At 34.8% G+C, this 20,108-nt stretch carries 22 protein-coding genes and 1 riboswitch; of the genes, 17 read left to right on the top strand and 5 right to left on the bottom strand.

Annotation, left to right across the window (positions count from 1 at the left end; genetic code table 11):
• The first annotated feature begins 2 nt into the window (after nucleotides 1–2).
• The 13 genes from LKD20_RS03305 (at nucleotide 3) to LKD20_RS03245 (ending at nucleotide 11,699) form a co-directional block, all read left to right on the top strand.
• Entirely contained in the window at nucleotides 3–881 is an 879-nt protein-coding gene (locus tag LKD20_RS03305; RefSeq protein ID WP_227720910.1) for a polyprenyl synthetase family protein, read from the top strand.
• A 28-nt stretch (nucleotides 882–909) separates the two neighbouring features.
• Nucleotides 910–1,389 carry a divergent PAP2 family protein gene (locus tag LKD20_RS03300; RefSeq protein ID WP_005386630.1) on the top strand — a complete coding sequence of 160 codons (480 nt, stop codon included), beginning with the start codon at nucleotides 910–912 and terminating at the stop codon, nucleotides 1,387–1,389.
• Complete coding sequence (locus tag LKD20_RS03295) at nucleotides 1,386–2,189, top strand: TlyA family RNA methyltransferase (RefSeq protein ID WP_227720909.1); 804 nt, start codon at nucleotides 1,386–1,388, stop codon at nucleotides 2,187–2,189. Before LKD20_RS03300 ends, LKD20_RS03295 begins: the two co-directional genes overlap by 4 nt.
• Nucleotides 2,190–2,198: 9 nt before the next feature.
• On the top strand, nucleotides 2,199–3,083 hold the full coding sequence (locus LKD20_RS03290) for an NAD(+)/NADH kinase (RefSeq protein ID WP_227720908.1): 885 nt from the start codon (nucleotides 2,199–2,201) through the stop codon (nucleotides 3,081–3,083).
• 27 nt (nucleotides 3,084–3,110) lie between these two features.
• Entirely contained in the window at nucleotides 3,111–3,686 is a 576-nt protein-coding gene (mnmM, locus tag LKD20_RS03285; RefSeq protein WP_349226948.1) for a tRNA 5-(aminomethyl)-2-thiouridylate-methyltransferase MnmM, read from the top strand.
• Between the two features lie 320 nt (nucleotides 3,687–4,006).
• Complete coding sequence (gene argR, locus LKD20_RS03280; protein ID WP_024065706.1) at nucleotides 4,007–4,462, top strand: arginine repressor; 456 nt, start codon at nucleotides 4,007–4,009, stop codon at nucleotides 4,460–4,462.
• Nucleotides 4,463–4,466: 4 nt separating this feature from the next.
• Nucleotides 4,467–6,131 carry a DNA repair protein RecN gene (gene recN, locus LKD20_RS03275; protein WP_227720906.1) on the top strand — a complete coding sequence of 555 codons (1,665 nt, stop codon included), beginning with the start codon at nucleotides 4,467–4,469 and terminating at the stop codon, nucleotides 6,129–6,131.
• A gap of 41 nt (nucleotides 6,132–6,172) precedes the next feature.
• Nucleotides 6,173–6,344: riboswitch (Lysine riboswitch) on the top strand.
• Between the two features lie 74 nt (nucleotides 6,345–6,418).
• Nucleotides 6,419–7,216: a 4-hydroxy-tetrahydrodipicolinate reductase gene (gene dapB, locus LKD20_RS03270; protein ID WP_039969200.1), complete on the top strand. Its 798-nt coding sequence runs from the start codon at nucleotides 6,419–6,421 to the stop codon at nucleotides 7,214–7,216.
• 23 nt (nucleotides 7,217–7,239) lie between these two features.
• Nucleotides 7,240–8,271 (top strand): aspartate-semialdehyde dehydrogenase, encoded by a 1,032-nt coding sequence (locus LKD20_RS03265; protein ID WP_005386623.1) that lies wholly within the window; start codon nucleotides 7,240–7,242, stop codon nucleotides 8,269–8,271.
• A 21-nt stretch (nucleotides 8,272–8,292) separates the two neighbouring features.
• Nucleotides 8,293–9,180, top strand: coding sequence for a 4-hydroxy-tetrahydrodipicolinate synthase (gene dapA, locus LKD20_RS03260; protein WP_227720905.1), 888 nt, complete (start codon nucleotides 8,293–8,295; stop codon nucleotides 9,178–9,180).
• 259 nt (nucleotides 9,181–9,439) lie between these two features.
• Complete coding sequence (gene panD, locus LKD20_RS03255; protein WP_187002470.1) at nucleotides 9,440–9,832, top strand: aspartate 1-decarboxylase; 393 nt, start codon at nucleotides 9,440–9,442, stop codon at nucleotides 9,830–9,832.
• 70 nt (nucleotides 9,833–9,902) lie between these two features.
• Nucleotides 9,903–10,745 (top strand): pantoate--beta-alanine ligase, encoded by an 843-nt coding sequence (gene panC / locus LKD20_RS03250; RefSeq protein WP_024065700.1) that lies wholly within the window; start codon nucleotides 9,903–9,905, stop codon nucleotides 10,743–10,745.
• A gap of 12 nt (nucleotides 10,746–10,757) precedes the next feature.
• On the top strand, nucleotides 10,758–11,699 hold the full coding sequence (locus LKD20_RS03245) for a bile acid:sodium symporter family protein (protein WP_024065699.1): 942 nt from the start codon (nucleotides 10,758–10,760) through the stop codon (nucleotides 11,697–11,699).
• A gap of 49 nt (nucleotides 11,700–11,748) precedes the next feature.
• On the opposite strand, the gene lexA is transcribed toward LKD20_RS03245, so the two are convergent.
• Nucleotides 11,749–12,420 (bottom strand): transcriptional repressor LexA, encoded by a 672-nt coding sequence (gene lexA / locus LKD20_RS03240; protein ID WP_024065698.1) that lies wholly within the window; start codon nucleotides 12,418–12,420, stop codon nucleotides 11,749–11,751.
• A gap of 252 nt (nucleotides 12,421–12,672) precedes the next feature.
• Here lexA and LKD20_RS03235 point away from each other — a divergent pair, with 252 nt between their 5' ends.
• Nucleotides 12,673–12,981, top strand: coding sequence for a LysM peptidoglycan-binding domain-containing protein (locus LKD20_RS03235; RefSeq protein WP_060924585.1), 309 nt, complete (start codon nucleotides 12,673–12,675; stop codon nucleotides 12,979–12,981).
• A gap of 122 nt (nucleotides 12,982–13,103) precedes the next feature.
• Here LKD20_RS03235 and LKD20_RS03230 read toward each other — a convergent pair whose 3' ends face one another.
• On the bottom strand, nucleotides 13,104–14,114 hold the full coding sequence (locus LKD20_RS03230) for a site-specific integrase (protein ID WP_024065696.1): 1,011 nt from the start codon (nucleotides 14,112–14,114) through the stop codon (nucleotides 13,104–13,106).
• 106 nt (nucleotides 14,115–14,220) lie between these two features.
• Between LKD20_RS03230 and LKD20_RS03225 the strand changes: the two genes are divergently transcribed.
• From LKD20_RS03225 to LKD20_RS03215, 3 genes are all read left to right on the top strand, one after another.
• Complete coding sequence (locus LKD20_RS03225) at nucleotides 14,221–15,564, top strand: VanW family protein (protein ID WP_227720904.1); 1,344 nt, start codon at nucleotides 14,221–14,223, stop codon at nucleotides 15,562–15,564.
• A 194-nt stretch (nucleotides 15,565–15,758) separates the two neighbouring features.
• Entirely contained in the window at nucleotides 15,759–16,376 is a 618-nt protein-coding gene (locus tag LKD20_RS03220; protein WP_060924582.1) for a phosphatase PAP2 family protein, read from the top strand.
• A gap of 671 nt (nucleotides 16,377–17,047) precedes the next feature.
• A complete protein-coding gene (locus tag LKD20_RS03215) occupies nucleotides 17,048–17,197 on the top strand; it encodes a hypothetical protein (RefSeq protein ID WP_005386608.1) in 150 nt (49 codons plus the stop codon).
• A gap of 108 nt (nucleotides 17,198–17,305) precedes the next feature.
• Here LKD20_RS03215 and LKD20_RS03210 read toward each other — a convergent pair whose 3' ends face one another.
• The 3 genes from LKD20_RS03210 to LKD20_RS03200 form a co-directional block, all read right to left on the bottom strand.
• Complete coding sequence (locus LKD20_RS03210; protein WP_227720903.1) at nucleotides 17,306–18,049, bottom strand: DUF4241 domain-containing protein; 744 nt, start codon at nucleotides 18,047–18,049, stop codon at nucleotides 17,306–17,308.
• Between the two features lies 1 nt (nucleotide 18,050).
• Entirely contained in the window at nucleotides 18,051–18,962 is a 912-nt protein-coding gene (locus LKD20_RS03205) for a haloacid dehalogenase-like hydrolase (RefSeq protein ID WP_227720902.1), read from the bottom strand.
• 146 nt (nucleotides 18,963–19,108) lie between these two features.
• Nucleotides 19,109–20,047: a DUF1848 domain-containing protein gene (locus tag LKD20_RS03200; RefSeq protein ID WP_227720901.1), complete on the bottom strand. Its 939-nt coding sequence runs from the start codon at nucleotides 20,045–20,047 to the stop codon at nucleotides 19,109–19,111.
• Between the last annotated feature and the right edge of the window lie 61 nt (nucleotides 20,048–20,108).

Below are 20,108 nucleotides of genomic sequence, written 5' to 3'. Positions count from 1 at the left end.
CTATGTTCAAAGATTATTTAGGGTCTAGCAAACAACATATTGAACAATGGTTAGGTGAGGTCTTAAGTAGCCCAAATCAAGAATTTAAACCTCTTTATGAATCCATGAGTTATAGCTTAATGCAAGGCGGCAAGCGAATCCGACCAATCTTATCTAAAGCTGTGTTAGAAATGCTTCATAAAGATCCAGCTGATTATAAGGAATTTCTATGCGCCATGGAGTGTATCCATACATATTCCTTAGTACATGATGATTTACCCGCTATGGATAATGATGATTATCGCAGAGGTAATTTAACAAATCATAAAGTTTATGGTGAAGGTATGGCGATTCTAGCAGGTGATGGTTTATTAACTTATGCTTTTCAGCTAATGACTGAGAATAAAACTGCTACGCCTCAGCAAAAAATAGAGGCCATTCAATGTGTAGCTACTGCAGCAGGCCCGGAAGGCATGGTCGGTGGTCAAGCCTTCGATATGCTCAGTGAAAATAAGCATATCCCACTAGAAGAGTTAAAGGTTTTGCACAGTGGAAAAACGGGTGCATTATTTAATGCATCAGTAGAATTAGGCCTTATTTTAGGCAATGTAGATACGACTACTCGAAAAGCGCTTATGGATTATGCTAATTGTTTAGGATTGTTATTCCAAATTACTGATGATATTCTAGATGTAACTGGAACAATTGAAGAATTAGGAAAAACTCCTGGTAGTGATATTCGACAACATAAATCGACGTATGTATCTTTCCTTGGTTTAGAAGGAGCAAAAGAGCAAGCCCTATTAGTTGGCAAACAAGCTCACGATGCATTAAACTCTGTTTCTTATGATACATCTATTCTGGCTGCTCTAATTGATTATCTTTTAGAACGCACTAATTAATTATTACGACCTGTAGAAGGTATAAATAATGATTGATATATTACCACAAATAGCACACAACTACATAGCGCAAGCCGCATTTTGGGGATGGTTTACTGCGCAGGCTATCAAATTCGTATGGCAACTAGTTCGGCATGGTAAATTTCGTCCAGAACGATTAGTCGGATCTGGTGGTTTCCCAAGTTCGCATACATCCTTTGTAATCGCTACAACCACGGCTATATATCTAAAAAATGGAGCATCTGATCTTTTTATTCTATCCTTAGTATTCTCTATCGTAGTCATGTATGATGCATCTGGCGTACGTTTAGAAGCTGGTCGTCAAGCTCAAATTCTAAACCAAATTGTAGATTATTTTACAAAGAAAAACATACCTGTTGTCATTACTCGTAAAGAGGCCTTGAAAGAGTTATTAGGCCATACACCAATAGAGGTATTTGGGGGATTAATTCTTGGCATTCTTGTAGCATGTATTCAATTTTATTATATTTATAATGGTGTCATATGAGCAGTAAAGAACGTTTAGACATACTCCTTGTTAATCGAGGACTTTTTGAAAGTAGAGAAAAAGCCAAAGCAGCCATAATGGCTGGCCAAATCTTTATGGATACAACGCGTATTGATAAAGCGGGTACAAAAATTCCTGTAGATGCTAATATCGTAGTAAAGGGTAACACCTTACCTTATGTTAGTCGTGGTGGACTAAAGTTAGAAAAGGCTATTCAAACGTATCCTATCGATTTACAAGACGCTGTTATGGTCGATATAGGTGCCAGCACTGGTGGTTTTACAGATTGTGCTCTACAAAATGGAGCAGCTAAAGTATTTGCTATCGATGTAGGCTATAATCAATTAGCTTGGAAGTTACGTCAAGACCCACGTGTTATCAACATGGAAAAGCAAAATATTCGCACTGTCACACCAGAACAATTAGGTGAACTGGTTGACTTTATTTCCATAGATGTAGCATTTATCTCTTTAGATAAAGTATTGCCTGTAGCTACTACATTGTTAAAAGATACAGGCTCCCTCGTTGCTTTAATTAAGCCGCAATTTGAAGCTGGCAAAGAAAATGTTGGCAAAGGTGGTATTGTGCGCGACCCGAAAATCCATAAAGAGGTTTTACATCGTATCTTACACGTTGCTCATGATTGTGGATTATATGTTCATGGATTAACTTTCTCACCAATTAAAGGTATGGAAGGTAATATTGAGTTTTTAGGTTATTTTAAAAAGTACGAAGAAGGGGCTTTAACCATTGATGATACTTTAATCGATACAGTGGTTGCAGAGGCTCATTCATTATAGGAGATTACTATGCGTATCGGATTCTTCCCGAATATGGGGAAAAGCAACATTATGGCAGTTTTAAAAATGGCTGCTCATATTTGTAAAGAAGAAGGTATCGAAGTATTCTTGCCAGATGATCTCGAATCAGATGCACCTGCACGAGTACTTAAGATTCCTGAAACTCACATTTTAAGTCGTCCAGAAATCTTTAAACAAATAGATATTGCCTTTAGTTTTGGTGGTGATGGTACCATCATCCATTTGGCACGACAAATTTACCCATACAATGTACCTGTTTGTGGTATTAATCTTGGTGAGTTGGGTTTCTTAAACCAAATCGAAGTTCACCAAATGCAAAGTCATATTAAACGTATTGCCAAGGGTGATTATAATATCGAAAAACGTGGACATTTATATGCATATATTGACCGAAATAATTGTAATGAAGAAGAATTAGTACCTATCATTAATGAAATCGTTATTACCCGTGCTGAACCAGCAAAAATGGCACGTATTAACATGTCCATCAATAATCAACATACACAAATGTATCCTTCAGATGGCTTGATTATTTCCTCTGCAACCGGGTCTACGGGATATAATCTATCCGCAGGTGGCCCTATTATGAAGCCTGATAATAGATCCATTATTGTTACACCTGTTGCGCCACATCTGATTCAAGGTGTTTCACTTGTATTAGAAGAGCATGATACAATCCAAATCACAATGCCAGAACGTGAACCACAATTACATATCTGTATAGACGGTACATTTGACTATACATTTACCAATAAAGAAACACTACATATAAACTCTAATCCTGTATATTGTTTATTCGTACGTTTTAAAGATCAATGTTTCTTCGGTACATTATTTAAAAAACTAGCATCTCGTCGTGACGAGTTATTATAATACTAAAATCTCAAGTGGGGTGATTTTGTGATTAACATTAACAATGCTGTTCAGTTTCAACATTTAATCTGGGATCGAGTAATGAAACACGCTAATGTTGTAGTAGATGCAACATGTGGCAATGGCCATGATTTATTGTATCTAGCAGAGCGAGCAAGAAAAGGCTGTCATTTATATGGCATCGATATCCAAATGAAAGCTATTAATAGTAGCCAAGAGTTATTGCAGTCAAATGATATAGCTGAAGATGTGAGCCTAACATTTATCCATGACTCCCATGATCGTGCATTAGTTAATCAGTTAAAAGATGAAGTAATTGATTTAATGATTTTTAACCTAGGATATTTACCAGGTGGCGATCATCAAGTTATAACTAAACCGCATCAAACAATTGACGCTATAAAAGAGGGTTTAGAGAAATTATCTAAATCTGGAGTTATCACAATTGTTGCTTACCCTGGAACAACAGAAGGGTTAGAAGAAATGCAGATCCTTAAATCGTATTTATCAGATTTAAAACAGAAATTGTATAATGTATGTCATTGGCATCCAATGAATCAAATAAATAATCCACCTGAGTTATTTATATTGCAAAAACGATAAAAAGAAATATATCTTTATTCATTATGAATAAAAGTCATAAGAAACATGTAAAAGCCCCTTTATAGGGGCTTTTATTTATACATGCATATTATTCTAGTTTTAAATTATTAATTTCGTATAAATAGATGAAGCCTATAGGCTATGTGTTTGTACGCCCTCAATCTATAGAATGTTAACGTTTTTTTAAATATAAATATAATATGCATAACTAGTATGAGATATGCGATTTATACCATATATTAATTATGAATATATGGTATAATAATAGCAGAAAGATACTATTCTCTTTTATGTGCAAGTTTTAAAAAAGGGAGTTTAAAATGAAACGCTATCGCTATAACAAAATTAAAGAAATCGTTCAGTCCAAGGCGATTGAAACTCAGGAGGAATTAGCAGCGGCCTTATTAGAAGAAGGTATTGAGGTAACGCAAGCTACTGTTTCTCGTGATATTAAGGAATTGATGTTAATCAAAATTCCTACAGGCGATGGACACTATCGATATGCATTATCTCCAGAAGAAAATGTAGTTCTATCTCGTAGTCGAATCAATCGATTATTCCAAGATTCTCTAATTAAGGTAGATCATAGCTTGAATCAAGTCGTATTACATACAATTCCTGGTTCAGCTCAATCAGTAGCATTTTCTATTGACCATGCAAAATGGTCTGAAATTATTGGTACATTAGCTGGTGATGATACAATTTTGTTAATTGCAAAATCTGAAGCTGAAGTTCCAGCAATTTTGGCGAAAATTCAAGATTTAATGAAGGACTAAATAGATGTTAACGCAAATGAGCATTCGCAACTTTGCGTTGATTGAGCAAATGAATATTTCATTTAATGATGGCATAACTATCTTTACCGGCGAAACTGGGGCAGGGAAATCCATATTAATGGATGCCTTTAGTATCCTTTTAGGAGAACGCGCAAGCAGCGAGTTCATTCGTCATGGTAAAGATAGTTTTGTTATAGATGGAATATTTGATATTGCCGATCACCAAAGTATACAAGAGCTATTAGAATCAAAAAATATTATGGTTGAGGAAGGGGAGTTAATTCTCTCCCGGTCATTTAACCGCAATGGTAAATCTACCATCTTAGCTAATGATCAACCTATACCATTAAAAGCATTAAAAGAGATTGGACAATATTTAGCTGATATTCATGGTCAATATAGTAATCAACTATTATTAGATGCCAACACGCATCATGAATATTTGGATACCTATAATAAAGAGGGACAAAAGGCTTACAAGACCTATTTAGATGCTTATAAAGTATATAAGCAAGCCAAACAAGATGTAGATCATTTACAAGAAAATATGTCTGAACGAGCACGAGAGCTCGATATGCTGCGATACCAAATCGATGAGATTGAAGAAGCAGGACTAACTATCGGTGAAGATGTTTCTATTGCAGAGGAATTAAAACGACTCGATAGTTTTGAACATATTGATAAGGTATTAGGTTCCTGTTATGATGCCTTTTATAATGGTCGCCAACCATTACTAGACACGATCAACTCTATTAAGGTAGAGGTTAATGACCTTGTAAAATATGATGGTGAACTGAAAGAAGTATCTGAAATGGTTGATTCTGCTTATTTCCAACTGGAAGAGGCGGCGCAATCGTTAGATCGTTATAGAGATACTATTAGCTATGACGAAGAACGCTATAAATATTGCCAAGATAGAGATACAACTATTTACGGCTTAAAGAAAAAATATGGTGAAACTGTAGAAGAAATTCTGGCTTACGAAGAAAAGGCACAAGCTCGTTTAGAAGAACTAGAAGGCCTTGTATTTGCACAAGACGAATTAGAAGCTCGTCTTGAAGAGGCAAAAAAGGTAGCAGAAGAAGCTTTAACAGTTTTACGTGATATACGTCTTAAAAATGCAAAGACTATTGCTAACGCTCTACATCAGGAATTAGTAGACCTAGGCATGCCAAAAGGGGAGATACAGTTCCATATAGAGGATGAGGATGGCTTATCAGCTTTAGGTGCAAACTCCATTGAACTACTATTTTCTGCCAATAAGGGGGAACAATTGTTACCGCTTCACAAGGTAGCCTCTGGTGGCGAATTAGCTCGGATTGCATTAGCCTTCAAATCTGTCTTCCGTAGTGATACGTTCAAAACAATGGTATTTGATGAAATTGATGTTGGTATCAGTGGAGATATAGCTTTAAAGGTTGCTGAAAAGATCCTACATCTTTCTAAGACTAATCAAGTATTCTGTATTACTCATTTACCTCAAACAGCAAGTATTGCAAAGCAACATTACCATTTGGCTAAAATTGAGCAAGATGATCGTACTGTTTCAACATTGTCGGTACTTAATGAAGAGGAACGAGTTACACAAATTGCTTCTATGATGTCTGGTCGAGGCATGTCTTCCACTGCATTAGCTGCAGCTAAAGAACTAATTGACCATTTTAATTGACTAAAATCGCATAATTACTTATACTAATAGTATTAAGTGAATATGTTGATAGAGGTGCGAGTATAAAGAGTAATCATGAGGAGTAGGCATGCATTGATCCATGATAAAAGGGATGCTTGCCGAAGTTCGGTGATTGCGACTCATCGTTCTGGTTGTCTATTTAATAGATGGACGACTGTCATCAATTTGAATTGGTGGAGTGCTATCATTGAGCTTTTAGTAAAAGTTATAAGCTATATAAACTATAAGGCCAGTGGATGCATCCACTGGCTTTTTTGGAGGTATATATGATTCGAGTAATGGTAAATGGCGCTGGCGGTAAAATGGGCCGCGAAGTAGTCAAAGCAGTACATAATGATTCTGAATTAACATTAGTAGGTGGTATCGATCCTACTAAGGCAGGTCAAGATGTAGGCACCGTAGCGGGCATCGAACAATTAGGAATTACAATGAATGCCTCCATCGATGAGGTACTTGATACAAATAAACCTGATGTTATTGTAGATTTTACAAATCCTGCTGTCATCTATGAAAATGCTAAAAAGATGTTATCCGCAGGCATTCATGTAGTTATTGGTACTACTGGTTTAACAGCGGAACAACGCGATGAATTAGATGCTATTGGTCGTAAGAATAATGCCAATTGCCTTGTAGCACCTAATTTCTCTCTTGGTGCAGTTATGATGATGAAGGTTTCTGCAGAATTGGCTCCATATTTCCCTAATGTAGAAATTATTGAGCTTCATCATAACCATAAATATGATGCTCCATCCGGTACATCTATTTTAACAGCTAAATTAATTAACGAAGCTAAACAAGCTGCGAATGCAACTGCAGCAGAAGATTTAACTCGTGAAAGTTTACCAGGTGCTCGTGGCGCTAAGGTTGATGACGTAACCATTCACAGCGTTCGTTTACCTGGTTACGTAGCTCACCAAGAAGTACTATTTGGTGGCTATGATGAAACATTAACAATTCGTCACGATAGTTTAAGCCGTCTTTCCTTTATGCCAGGCGTAGTATTAGCATGTAAAAAAATTAGTACTAAAGCTGGTCTAACATACGGCTTAGAGCATTATTTATAATATAAGAGCAAGGAGATATAGTAATGAAAAAACCTAATGTTGCAATTCTTGGTGCTACTGGTGCAGTAGGTGCTGAATTTATTACACTTATTGAAGAGCGTAATTTCCCATATGAAAATCTAAAATTGTTAGCATCTGCTCGTTCTGCAGGTACTGAACTTACCGTTAATGGTAAAACATATGTAGTAGAGGAAGCTAAACCTGAATCTTTTGCAAATATTGATATCGCTCTATTTGCAGGTGGTTCTATTTCTAAAACATTAGCACCAGAAGCAGCTAAAAGAGGCGCTATCGTTATTGATAACTCTAGTGCATTCCGTATGGATCCTGAAGTACCTCTTGTAGTACCAGAAGTAAATCCAGAAGATATTTTAAAACATAAAGGTATCATTGCTAATCCTAACTGCTCCACTATTATTATGAGCTTAGGTTTGAAACCACTTCATGATATTTCTCCAATTAAACGCATTGTTGTAAGTACATATCAAGCAGTATCTGGTGCAGGTAAAGAAGGTATTGAAGAACTTGAAAACCAAGTAAAACAATATACAGCCGGCGAAGAAATGACTGCAAACTTATTGCCAACAGGTTCTGCGCCTAAACATTATCCTGTAGCATTTAACCTTTTACCACAAATTGATGTGTTCTTGGACAATGATTACACAAAAGAAGAAATGAAAATGGTTCATGAAACACAAAAAATTCTTCACGACGACACAATTCAAGTTGTACCAACTACTGTACGTGTTCCAGTGTATCGTTCCCACTCTGAATCTGTTTTAGTAGAAACAGAAGAACCAGTTTCTGTAGAAGCTTTCAAAGCAGCATGTGAGAAATTCCCTGGTTTACAAGTAAAAGATAATCCTGCAGAACAAATTTACCCAATGCCATTATATACATCTAATCAAAACGACTGTGAAATCGGCCGTATTCGTAAAGACTTATATAACGACAAAGGTATGAATTTCTGGATTGTAGGGGACCAAATTCGTAAAGGTGCAGCACTTAATGCGTTGCAAATTGCTGAATACTTGGTAGAAAAACAAGCTTTTTAATCTATCAAGGGGAGGACAGATATGAAAACCTTTGGTCGAGTATTAACGGCTATGATTACATCATTTAATAATGATGGATCCCTTAATATAGAAAATAGTGTAGCTATTGCTCATCATTTATTGGATAATGGGTCTGATGGACTTGTTGTATGCGGTACAACAGGAGAAAATCCATCCATGTCTAAAGAGGATAAATTATCATTATTTACAGCTATTGCTAAAGAGTGTGGTCATAAAGGTTCTATTATTGCTAATGTAGGTACAAATGACACAAAATCCTCTGTTGAATTTGTAAAAGAAGTATCTAAAATTGATGGAATTGATGGTTTATTAGTTGTAGTACCTTACTACAATAAACCAAATCAACAAGGGCAATATTTACACTTTAAAGCTATTGCAGAGGCTACTACACTTCCAATCATGGTATATAATGTACCAAGCCGTGTGGGAACAGGTATATTCCCTACAACACTAGCGCAATTACACAGTGAATATCCACATGTATGCGCTATTAAAGAAGCAAGTGGAAATCTTATGATTGCATCTGAAATCAAACGCTTAATACCAGGAGACGATTTCATGGTATACAGCGGTGATGATGGACTTACATTACCAATGTTATCTGTTGGTGCATGTGGTGTAGTATCCGTAGTATCCCATGTGGCTGGCAAAGATATGAATGCAATGATTCAAGCCTATGAATCGGGTCATAATCACGAAGCACTTCGTATTCATCAAAGCTTAGCAGATATTATAAAAGCTATGTTTATCACTACAAATCCTATTCCTGTTAAATATGCAGCTCGTAAAATTGGCTTACCTGCAGGTGTATTTAATTTGCCAATGTGTGATCCTAGTGCTGATGAAGCAGCATATATTGATAAAGCTTTAGCAGAATACGTAAAATAAAATATACAGATAAAAAAACAGTAGCTATCATAAGTAGCTACTGTTTTTATTTTATAAGTAGGAAGCATAATATGCATTCATATAGTATTACTAAAATGATGTAATTTTTATAATATGTAAGGTTTTATTTATGATATAATCTCTCTGGAGATAGTAATTTTAACTATACTCTAGTCTACTGTTAATTCATGATAAACAACAATTTGTGATATTTCGAATCGACCATAAGGCGATTACATTAAAACACAAGGAGTTTAACATGGAACTAACAATGTTAAAAGGTAAAATTCACAGAGCCACTGTGACACAAGCAGAACTTGATTATGTAGGGAGCATTACTATTGATACAGATCTATTGAATGCATCAGGAATACGAGAATATGAGCAAGTTCAAATTGTAAATATTAATAATGGAGCACGATTTAGCACATATACTATAGCCGGAGAAGCCGGTAGTGGTGTTATATGTTTAAATGGAGCTGCTGCACGACATGTACAAGTACATGATAAAATTATTATCATGTGTTATGCACAGTTGAATGAAACTGAAGTTGAGAGCCATAAGCCTCTCGTTGTATTTGTAGATACAAACAACAAGATAAGTCATATAAAAAACTATGAGAAACATGGTTTATTAGTTGATCAAAATTAATTGTTATTGATCGAATTACAGTAGACTGTATAGGACTATCTTCGTATTTACAATAAACGGAGGAATTACTATGGAACATGTACTTACAATTGAAAATGTACGCAATACGATTAATAAATGGAAAAAAGAAGGCTATTCCATTGGTTACGTCCCAACTATGGGGTTTTTACACGATGGGCACGCATCATTAATAGATCAAGCAAGAAAAAATAATGATAAGGTAATTGTCTCTATTTTCGTTAATCCCATTCAATTTGGAGAAAATGAAGATTTAAGCACATATCCACGTGATATCAATAGCGATAAAAAGCTATGTGAATCACATGGTGTGGACCTCATATTTACACCTAGTCCAGAAGAAATGTATCAAGATAAAAAGGCTTTTGTAGATATTGTTGATTTATCTAGTACATTATGTGGCATTCGTAGACCAATTCACTTTAAAGGTGTATGTACTGTTGTAGCAAAATTCTTTAATATTATTCAGCCTACAAATGCATATTTTGGTGAGAAGGATGCACAGCAATTAGCCATTATCCGTAAAATGGTTTTTGATTTAAACTTTCCTGTAAATATTATTGGTGTTCCTATTGTGCGTGAACAAGATGGATTAGCAAAATCTTCTCGCAATACATATTTATCGACTGAAGAGCGTAAGGCAGCAACTATATTATATAAATCTATCCAAAAAGGTAAAGAATCAATTACACCAGGTTGTTCTGCGGATAGCATAATTAATACTATGACAGAAATAATACAGTCAGAGCCTCTTGCTAAAATTGACTATATTTCAGTTGTAGATGCTAATACTATGCAACCAGTTGAAGAGATTAATGCTCCTGTTCTAGTTGCCATGGCAGTATATATTGGTACTACACGTCTAATAGATAACTTCTCCTATGATCCAAATTAGGAGGGAGAGGTTATGAAGCAACTAGTAACACTAAATCAACTGATATCCAAATACTTAATGATACTAATCATAGGCTTTTCTTGTATTGCTTATATAGTGCCTTCATATTTTTCTTGGGCCATAGCGTATACACCATTTTTACTTGGCATCGCTATGTTTGGCATGGGACTAACTATTAAATTTGAAGATTTGTGTAGTATTCTCAGACATCCAAAGGATATTTGTATAGGTGTACTGGCTCAATATACAATAATGCCTTTATTAGCTTGGGGAATCTGTCATATTTTTACATTACCTCCAGATTTAGCAATTGGTGTCATATTAGTTGGCTGCTGTCCAGGTGGAACCGCCAGCAATGTCATCACCTATATTGCTAAAGGTGATGTTCCTTTATCTGTAGGAATGACGATTACTTCAACATTAATAGCACCAATTGTAACGCCTTTACTAATCCTATATTTGGGAGGTACATGGGTAAATGTAGCATTACTACCAATGATAATAACTATGGTAAAAGTAATTATAGTTCCTATATTATTAGGTGCAATCATCCAATATGTTTGTAAATCACGGATTAATACATTAACTAGCGTAAGTCCTATTGTTTCTATGATTGCTATCATATTATTAATAGCAGCCATTATAGCCATTAATAGAGATAAACTTTTAATTTCTGGCCTAGAAACACTAATAGTTGTTGGTATACATAATATACTAGGCATGCTGTTAGGCTTAGGTGTAGGATATATACTTAAATTAAGATATGATAAAACTACAGCGTTAGCGATTGAGGTAGGAATGCAAAATAGTGGTTTAGCAGTCACATTGGCGGCAACAAATTTTGCATTAAATCCTTTAGCAACGTTAGTAGGAGCTATCTTTAGTGTATGGCATAATATATCAGGTGCTATCTTTGCTATGTTACGTAGAGAAAATAGTTTACAAGATATTTGAATCTTATAAATGCAATAAAAAACGGCTACATTACGTAGCCGTTTTTATATTATATTCTATCTCGTACAAGACCGATAACAAGGCCTTCAATATGACAGTCATCTACAATAATAGGATCAAAATTATCATTTTCAGGTTGCAAACGAATATGTCCATTTTCTTTATAAAAACGTTTTACTGTAGCTTCGTCATCAATACGTGCTACAACAACATCACCATTATTAGCCGTATTTTGATGACGTACGATGAGCATATCACCTTCATACATACCAATATTCATCATGGATTCGCCTTGAACGCGTAATAAGAAGCAGTCAGAATCACCAGTTAATTGAACAGGTAATGTAAGAGTAGATTCTAAATTTTCTACCGCTGTAATAGGCATACCAGCTTGTACAGTACCAATAAGAGGAACTTGTTTTAAACCAGCCCCTAAGAACTCAAAATTATCAGAACTTGATGTTTCATTACCATCTACAGAAATAGAAGGTTTTGTATCCTCTAGTACTGTAATAGCACGATTTTTATTAGGATCCCGTTTAATATAACCAAACTTTTCAAGAGCGTTCAAATGAGATTGCACAGTAGAAGTAGAACTAAGTCCTACATGGGTACAGATTTCTCGAACAGTAGGACAACGATATTCATTATGTAATGAGTCCTTAATAAAATCTAATATACGGCGCTGTTTAGTATTAATATCTGTAGCAGGGCGTCTCACGATGAACCTCCATAGTCAATATAATGTCAAAATACTATTAATATATATGCGGAAAAATTTACTCATTTAGTACTATATAATAAAAACATAAGATAATTACTTATCTTATATACCTATTATAGGCAATTTTAAAAGTTTTTGCAAACATTTGTTCTAAAACACTTGACCGAACATTCGTTCGTGTGCTAATATAAGCATGTAAACAAACAAATGTTCTCAGATATTATGTTCGATGTAAATGTGAGGTATGAGATGAAAAATATATTGATGATGGTAGGAATGTGCTTAACAATCTTGTTCGGCTATAATATGACAAATCCTGTAACAGCTACAAATACACATGCAGTACGTGAAGTAAAGGTACAAGCAGGCGATACTATGTGGGATATTGCAGCTCGTTCAGCTCATAAAGATATGGATGTTCGAGAAATGGTATATGCCATGAAAGAACTCAACAACATCAGTGATTCTGGTACACTTGTACCTGGTACAGTATTAAAGGTACCAGCACATAATTCTGATAGTCCAGTTAGAGCTTTGGACTATGTGGCTCAAAACTAAATATATATGGGTATAACCCACACGAAAAAGCAGCTACTCAATTGAGATAGCTGCTTTTTGTTATCTAATGCATGTTATTATACGATTTATAGATATTATCTTAATCAACTGATTTATAATTATCATCTAAATCGTTTTTCAAAAATTGTAGAAATAGGATTATCTACAAACTTATTGGCTTCATTAATATAACGACGAACCATGTTAACACTATGATGACGTGTTTGTCTCATAATATTACGTTCTTCCACACCATAAGCTGCGGCAGTTGTTGCAAAGCCATGACGTAAACTATGAGCTCCATACATAGATGGATCAAGACCAATGAGAGAAATATATTTCTTCACAATTTCTGCAATCATTTTATCGGATATGCCTGTTTTACGAAGTGACATATTTTTAGTAAAACCTCTAAATATAGGACCTTCAGTAATACCAGAGGCACGTAACCATTGCTGTAAAGCACGTACCGCGTCTAGAGGAGAACCGGATAGATGAGGAATCGCTACAACAGCACCTTGACCTTCTTGGTCGGCTTTTGAGGATGGCACAAAGATTTCAACACCTTGTGGAGAAAACTGTAGATGTTCTACTGTAATAGCTGCAATTTCACTACGACGAAAAGCACCCATAAAACCAATTAAAAGAATGGCCTTATCTCGTAATAACTGTAATTCAGGTACATCTAGTTTAGTCATACAATCTAAAATATCTTCAATATCCTCTAATAGTACTGGTGTTTTACCTTGTTGAAATGTACCTTTTAAACGTCTAATCCCTCGTAACGCTTGTTTTACAATTGGTGCCATACATGGATTATCCCGATGTCCAGAGGCATTATAATTCTCTGAGATAGCGCTAATACGACGAGAGATTGTATTTGCCTTAGCATAATCAGCAAGATCATTTATATAATTCACAATTGTTTCTGGTGTAGCTGGAAAATAAGGTACCTTTTGATAAGTACACCAATCAACGAAATCATCCCAATCCGATTCGTAAGCATCCACAGTATTCTCAGCCTTAGATAACAATATACTTTGTTTAGCTTTCATAGACAACTTGGTACTATTCATAAGCGCATCATTATTACGCAAATAGAAATGTTTTTGTTGTTCCTTAGATTCTGACATAATTCACCCTTACCCCTAAAATTATCAATATAATTGTACCATAGATTAGACCGTAATATGCTATAATTAGAGAATATGATAACTAATTCGGGAGAGTTTATAAATAATGACGAAGAAATATATTTTAGTAGGAACTATGCTTGTCCTCTTGGGGACGAGCGGCTGTTCATACATTCCAACAGAAAATATATCGTATGGCGTATTTTACAATGATACTGATTTATCTAATACACCAAAGGGTGAATTGCAAGCTCAAATACAAGAGCTAAATAGTAAAATACCACAACAGACTATATCCATTGATATGGGGAATAATAAAAAACAACAGTCTACGTATCATGATTTAGGTATTCAGGTAGATACAGAGGCTGTAGTAAAAGCTATTTCTACATATGGGTATGAAGATAATTGGTGGACCTTGCTTTCACATAGATTTAATGCCTTATATTATGGCCAACATTTTCAACCACAATATAAGCTAGACGAGGTAAAAAGTAAAACCTACCTTACAGAACTTGCCAAATCAATTGATACACCAGGACATGATGCATATCTAACTATTGAGAATGGTCAAGTTGTATTCCATCCTGCTAAAGAAGGTAAACGCATTGATATTGATGCAACCTTACAAAACCTTAAGGATCAATTACAATCTGGAGAGAGCATTACATCTCTATCTATGGTATTTACCACAAAAAATACTATTAAGGTTACTGATTCTGATTTAAAACCATTAAATACCGTTCTAGCATCCTTTAGTACAGATTTTGATCCAAATAATGAAAGCAGAACACATAACATTCAACTCGCATCTGATAAAATCAATGGTACGTTGATTAAGCCTGGTGCAGTATTCTCCTTTAACGATGTTGTAGGCGAGCGTACTGCTGAGGCTGGCTATGATGATGCACCGGTAATGATTGATGGCAAATTAGTTCCAGGTATTGGTGGTGGCATTTGCCAAGTTAGTTCTACCATCTTTAATACAGCCTTATTATCTGGCATGAATATTGTAGAACGTACACCTCACTTTGAACCTGTTGGATATATTCAAGCTGGTCGTGATGCTACAGTAGCATGGGGATATTTAGACTTTAAGTTTAGAAATCCATACCAGCAATCCATTTATATTCTCAGTGTGATGAATCATGGTACACTAACCATCTATATTATAGGTACTGCTCAAGACAAGCCTAAAAATGTATCTATTTCAATTGGTGATCGTAGTGAAATACCAAATAAGACAATTACACGCGTAGATCCATCTTTAAAAGAAAAAGAAGTACAAGAGGGGCATGTAGGCTTAACAATGAATACGTATAGAACCATAACATATGGTAATTGGGTTACACAAACTGATTCCTTTGAATCTGTATATGATCCAGTAGATACGATTATAACAATGCCACCAGAAAGTGCTACTAAAAAAACAGATGAAAAGAAACCATAATTAAAGATTTTATTAAATATAGCCTAAACTATTGACCATGAAGTATAAATAGTTTAGGCTATTATTTGGATGTAAATGAGAAGTGATATATACATAGTATAAAGTATATAGAAATCCCATACAGAATATTGAGGATATAATCTACATTCATCCATTCTCAATAATTATCATTTAATAAAATAGAAGAGGAAGCTATGGACACAATCTTACAATTTGATCACTCTTTGATCTTCTATGTACATGATCACCTTGTATATAGTTTTTTAACGCCTATTATGGCATTTATTTCAAAAATTACTGGCAGCGGTGCCTTATGGATTGTAATTGCCTTATTATTGATGTTACAGAAAAAATATCGTGTATTAGGCGTTGCGATAATAATTGCATTAGGATTTGTATTTATCATCGGTGACCAAGGTTTAAAACCACATGTAGCTCGATTAAGACCATTTGTAGATTTTCCTAATGTAACAGTACCATTAGAGTCTGCATTACCAAAAGCAAGTAGTTATTCATTCCCGTCAGGCCATAGTTTTGGTTCATTTGCGTCAGCCATGACCATTTACCTAGGCTTGAGCCAAATAGCGCCTCAGAAGCGATATTTGGGAATTATAGCATTACTTGGGTCATTAGTAGTAGCATTTTCTAGAGTATATCTATTTGTGCATTATCCAACAGATGTATTAACAGGCTTAGTATTGGGAATCATCGTAGGCTTCATTGCTTGGAAACTTGCAAGAATTGGTTGGAACTGGTGGACTAACCGTCATAATGATGTAGAATACGAACCATATACATTTAAACGCAAATAAACTTAAATAGCTAAAAAACTAGATAACATAAGAGATTGGGCCATTTAGGCCCAATTTTCTTATCATAATTACTTCCGATAATATATCGTTATCGGAAGTAATTTAAAAACAAATAAAAAACTAGCCTATATATCTATAAGCTAGTTTATTTATATTTCAACCCAAATAAGCCTTTAAATTAATCAATCAACAGATTCTATCGTTTCATATTATGTAATCCAGTCCATTACACAATATTTAACTCAATTTATCTAACCTTATAATTCTAATTTAATTTATGTAACCTAGTTAATCTCACTATATAAAACTTAATATATGTAAATGTTTAAACTATGTTTTTTAAGCCTATTAATCATTAACCTTAGGTGTATATACAAATAAACTCTTAAATAATGCTTTGTATCTAATACAACTATCTTTTTATATAACATCATTTAGCTATCTATATTTATATAAGTCTTACATAACCTTAATATATACCAAACTAACTAGATGCTTATGATTCCTTATTTTATGTAGGTTTATGGTAACTATAATTTTATTATTATAGATGTATGTGTAGAATTATTATTATTTAATTTTAAATACATATTGAAATTTTTGATATAAGGTTGTAAAATAAGCATATAAGTTATGTAATTTACTCATATTAACTCTCACGGAGGTATTATATGTGCTGGTGTGACATCGTAAGTAAAGCCAAAATTGGCAGTTTAAAACATTTAGGTAATGGTATGGAAGGTTCCTTAAGATTCTTAGCTGAAATTATTGTAGGTCTTAGTATCCTTCGTGTATTCGTTAACTGGATTTTCGGAGTTTAGACCTTACAATTAAATATAATATATAAAAGACGCTTAGTATGCTAAGCGTCTTTTTTGTATATATTAAGTTTATTAGGTTTATATCTTTACATACTACACTAGATCATATTATTGATATGCTTCGCTGCAATCAATATATTCCATAATCAGTTGGCAGATTTGACCATCTTTATCAAAGGCCCAGTATACAGGATATAAACCATCTCCAAATCCCGATTGAATCATAGGTACTGTTAATTCAGTTTCAGGAATTGTAAAGTTAATCCAATCCCCTTTAGACCGTTGGAATTGTGGATATGCCAATGCATTTAACTGGAACAAATCACTGTAGTAATCATCATAGATATTCTTGTCAGGATAGTTTGTATGCCATTGATCATAGAACTTTCTATAAGTTTCGATAGTTTCTGCATCAACTACAGTAGCAAGTCCAGAATCTACAGGGAATCCGATGTAGCTTTCACCATCATCAAGATCTGTTAAGTCTTCCGTACCTTTTAAAGCCAATTCATAGTTCACAGGCTCATTGCCACTAAAAACAACACGGCTCGCCACATAGCGATACTCATTTGGCTCCATTTCAATAATTTTTGTTTCTAACAAATACGTACCTGGTTCTACAGTTCTAATATACGTATCTGGTTTATTAGGTAATGTTACCAAAGGATCACAGCATGTAATATGACCTGTTGGGAATGTTACAGTCCACATAGGCAATGTATGTAAAGGAAATCCTTTTAGCTCTTTACGGTTAAATAAATCATGATATGGTACAGTAGGTTTTAATTTACCTTCAGAACCTAAACGGTTAAACGTTTGAATCCATTCACTTGTCAATTTAGATTGTTCCATATTACTCCTCTGCTTCGTGTTTACAATGTATATACTCGCCCTCTAACACTTCATATGCTGCTGTTTTACGTATAATTTGTTTAACTAATGTATCTAATTGGGAGCCATTTGTATAGTCTGCTGGTGCATAATAGCGTATACGGTGATGACGCATCATTTTATATACTTTATCTTTGTCCTTTTTAATAGGATCATACACACCTATGGAATGGCCTCCATTAGCATTAACAAGGCTCATGCAAGGAATATCTGTATCACTATCTCCAATATAAATCATATTGCGGAATGGTACACGTTGGTCCTCAGGTTTCACATAATCGTTAACGCCTGTATCATTAATATCTAGAATTCCTTTTTGAATACGGAATAAAAACTGAGTTTTATTCGTATAGTTAATTGCTTGCGCAGGCCACACAGCTACGCCTTTATCATCGAACATGAATGCACTAGCATAGATTTTGGTGAAAGCTCCCTCTTTCGCCATTTCAGTGCCTTCTATCATCTCTTTCAATCCAGAAGAGATAATATAATGCTCAATGCGAACCCCATGTTCTAATCCATATTCTCGAATACGTTCAAACCAAGTGCGAACACCGTCATACAATTCTACTTGATTCCCATATTCCATGAGCTTTTCTTTAGTTACATAAAAGCGACCTACGGCTTCTTGGATCATCTTATACATATAGGCCAAGTTATTATCCATATCATTTTTCTTAGCCAATTGATTAGATTCTTGCCAGAACTGCTTAATTTGCTCCTCATCATAGCCAACAGATTGAATAAAGCCTTGCGCCTGCATATCATCAGGTGTTAAGGTCTTATCAAAATCGTAGCACATGGCAAGGACTGGCATAGAGTCTTCACGAGATACTAGGGATGAATCTTTAGAATCACTTTTGTATGTTATCATACGACACCTCCTTTAACATAGTATAAACATAACAATCGTCGTTCTACCCTCTTATATTCCTGAGGTGTCCCTTTGACAACCCCCTTTGCTATCTATTTTACATGATTCGTCAACGAAATAGGCGTTATATAGCATCGTAATTCCATCTAAAATAGAGTTTCTTGCCTGTAATTTGTATCAATAATCCAGCTTTTTTCCATGCTTTCTTTAATAATTGCCGTTTTTGGAAGCTGTCCAATAAGTAAACTAGAAGTTGTATCATGTAACAAACGATTGTGTCGGACTGCCGCCTGATTTGTATTGGCATAACAATAGCGACAGAAGTGACTACAACTATCATAGGCACCTATATCACCATGTAAATAACAATTACATTCTGGTCTCGCTGGGGTTCGTTTTGGTGCTTTTAACGTAACATTCCAAGCCCGTTCATAACAATCTAAGGTTAAACAACCTTCCGTATTAGCACCTAATTCTTTAAATGCGTCCCCTTCTCCACAGGTTTTAAGGTCCATATTGCAAGAATGAGCAATAGAAACAAGCTCCTTAATAATATTATGTTGTACATCAACACTTGGTCTAAAACCTTCAGGGAAGTTCTGGGCCACCTTATCAAATATATCTAAAAAACTTACAACTACCGTATCCGTGTATCCTTCGAGAGCCTTAGCCATGTTATAAAAGCTTTCAAAATGAAAATCTATTGTGTAGTTATGGGTTAAAATAATAGGATCATAACGCCACACCATGGATTGAGGATTCAGTCTTGTAGATATTTGTTTAAATCCATCTATTACAGAATCTGCTTTTGGTACATAGGGCTCGATATCTGGACCATAAGGGGTTATCGTCATATGCCAATATTGTCGGTAATCTTTAATATCGTTAAGTAATGGTATAAATGGCAAGGGATTTTTCGTACAAAACGCAATACCATCTACTACTTCATGATTAATCGTATAACGCGTCACTTGTAATGGATTATACGGATTTTGAACATCTACGAAACCTTCATTAATGCGATTAATTAGCCATTGTCCATAAAAGGCAGGTATATCTGTACGTTGTCCAGTTTGTAATATCATAGCGCTGCCCTTTCATTAAACAAAATATAAAAATATTATAACATATCTATCCCTATGTCTT

This window comes from Veillonella fallax, from assembly GCF_020687175.1.
GTDB lineage: Bacteria > Bacillota > Negativicutes > Veillonellales > Veillonellaceae > Veillonella > Veillonella fallax.
Note: the sequence above shows the minus strand (reverse complement) of the source record. Positions and strands in the feature narration are given on the sequence as shown.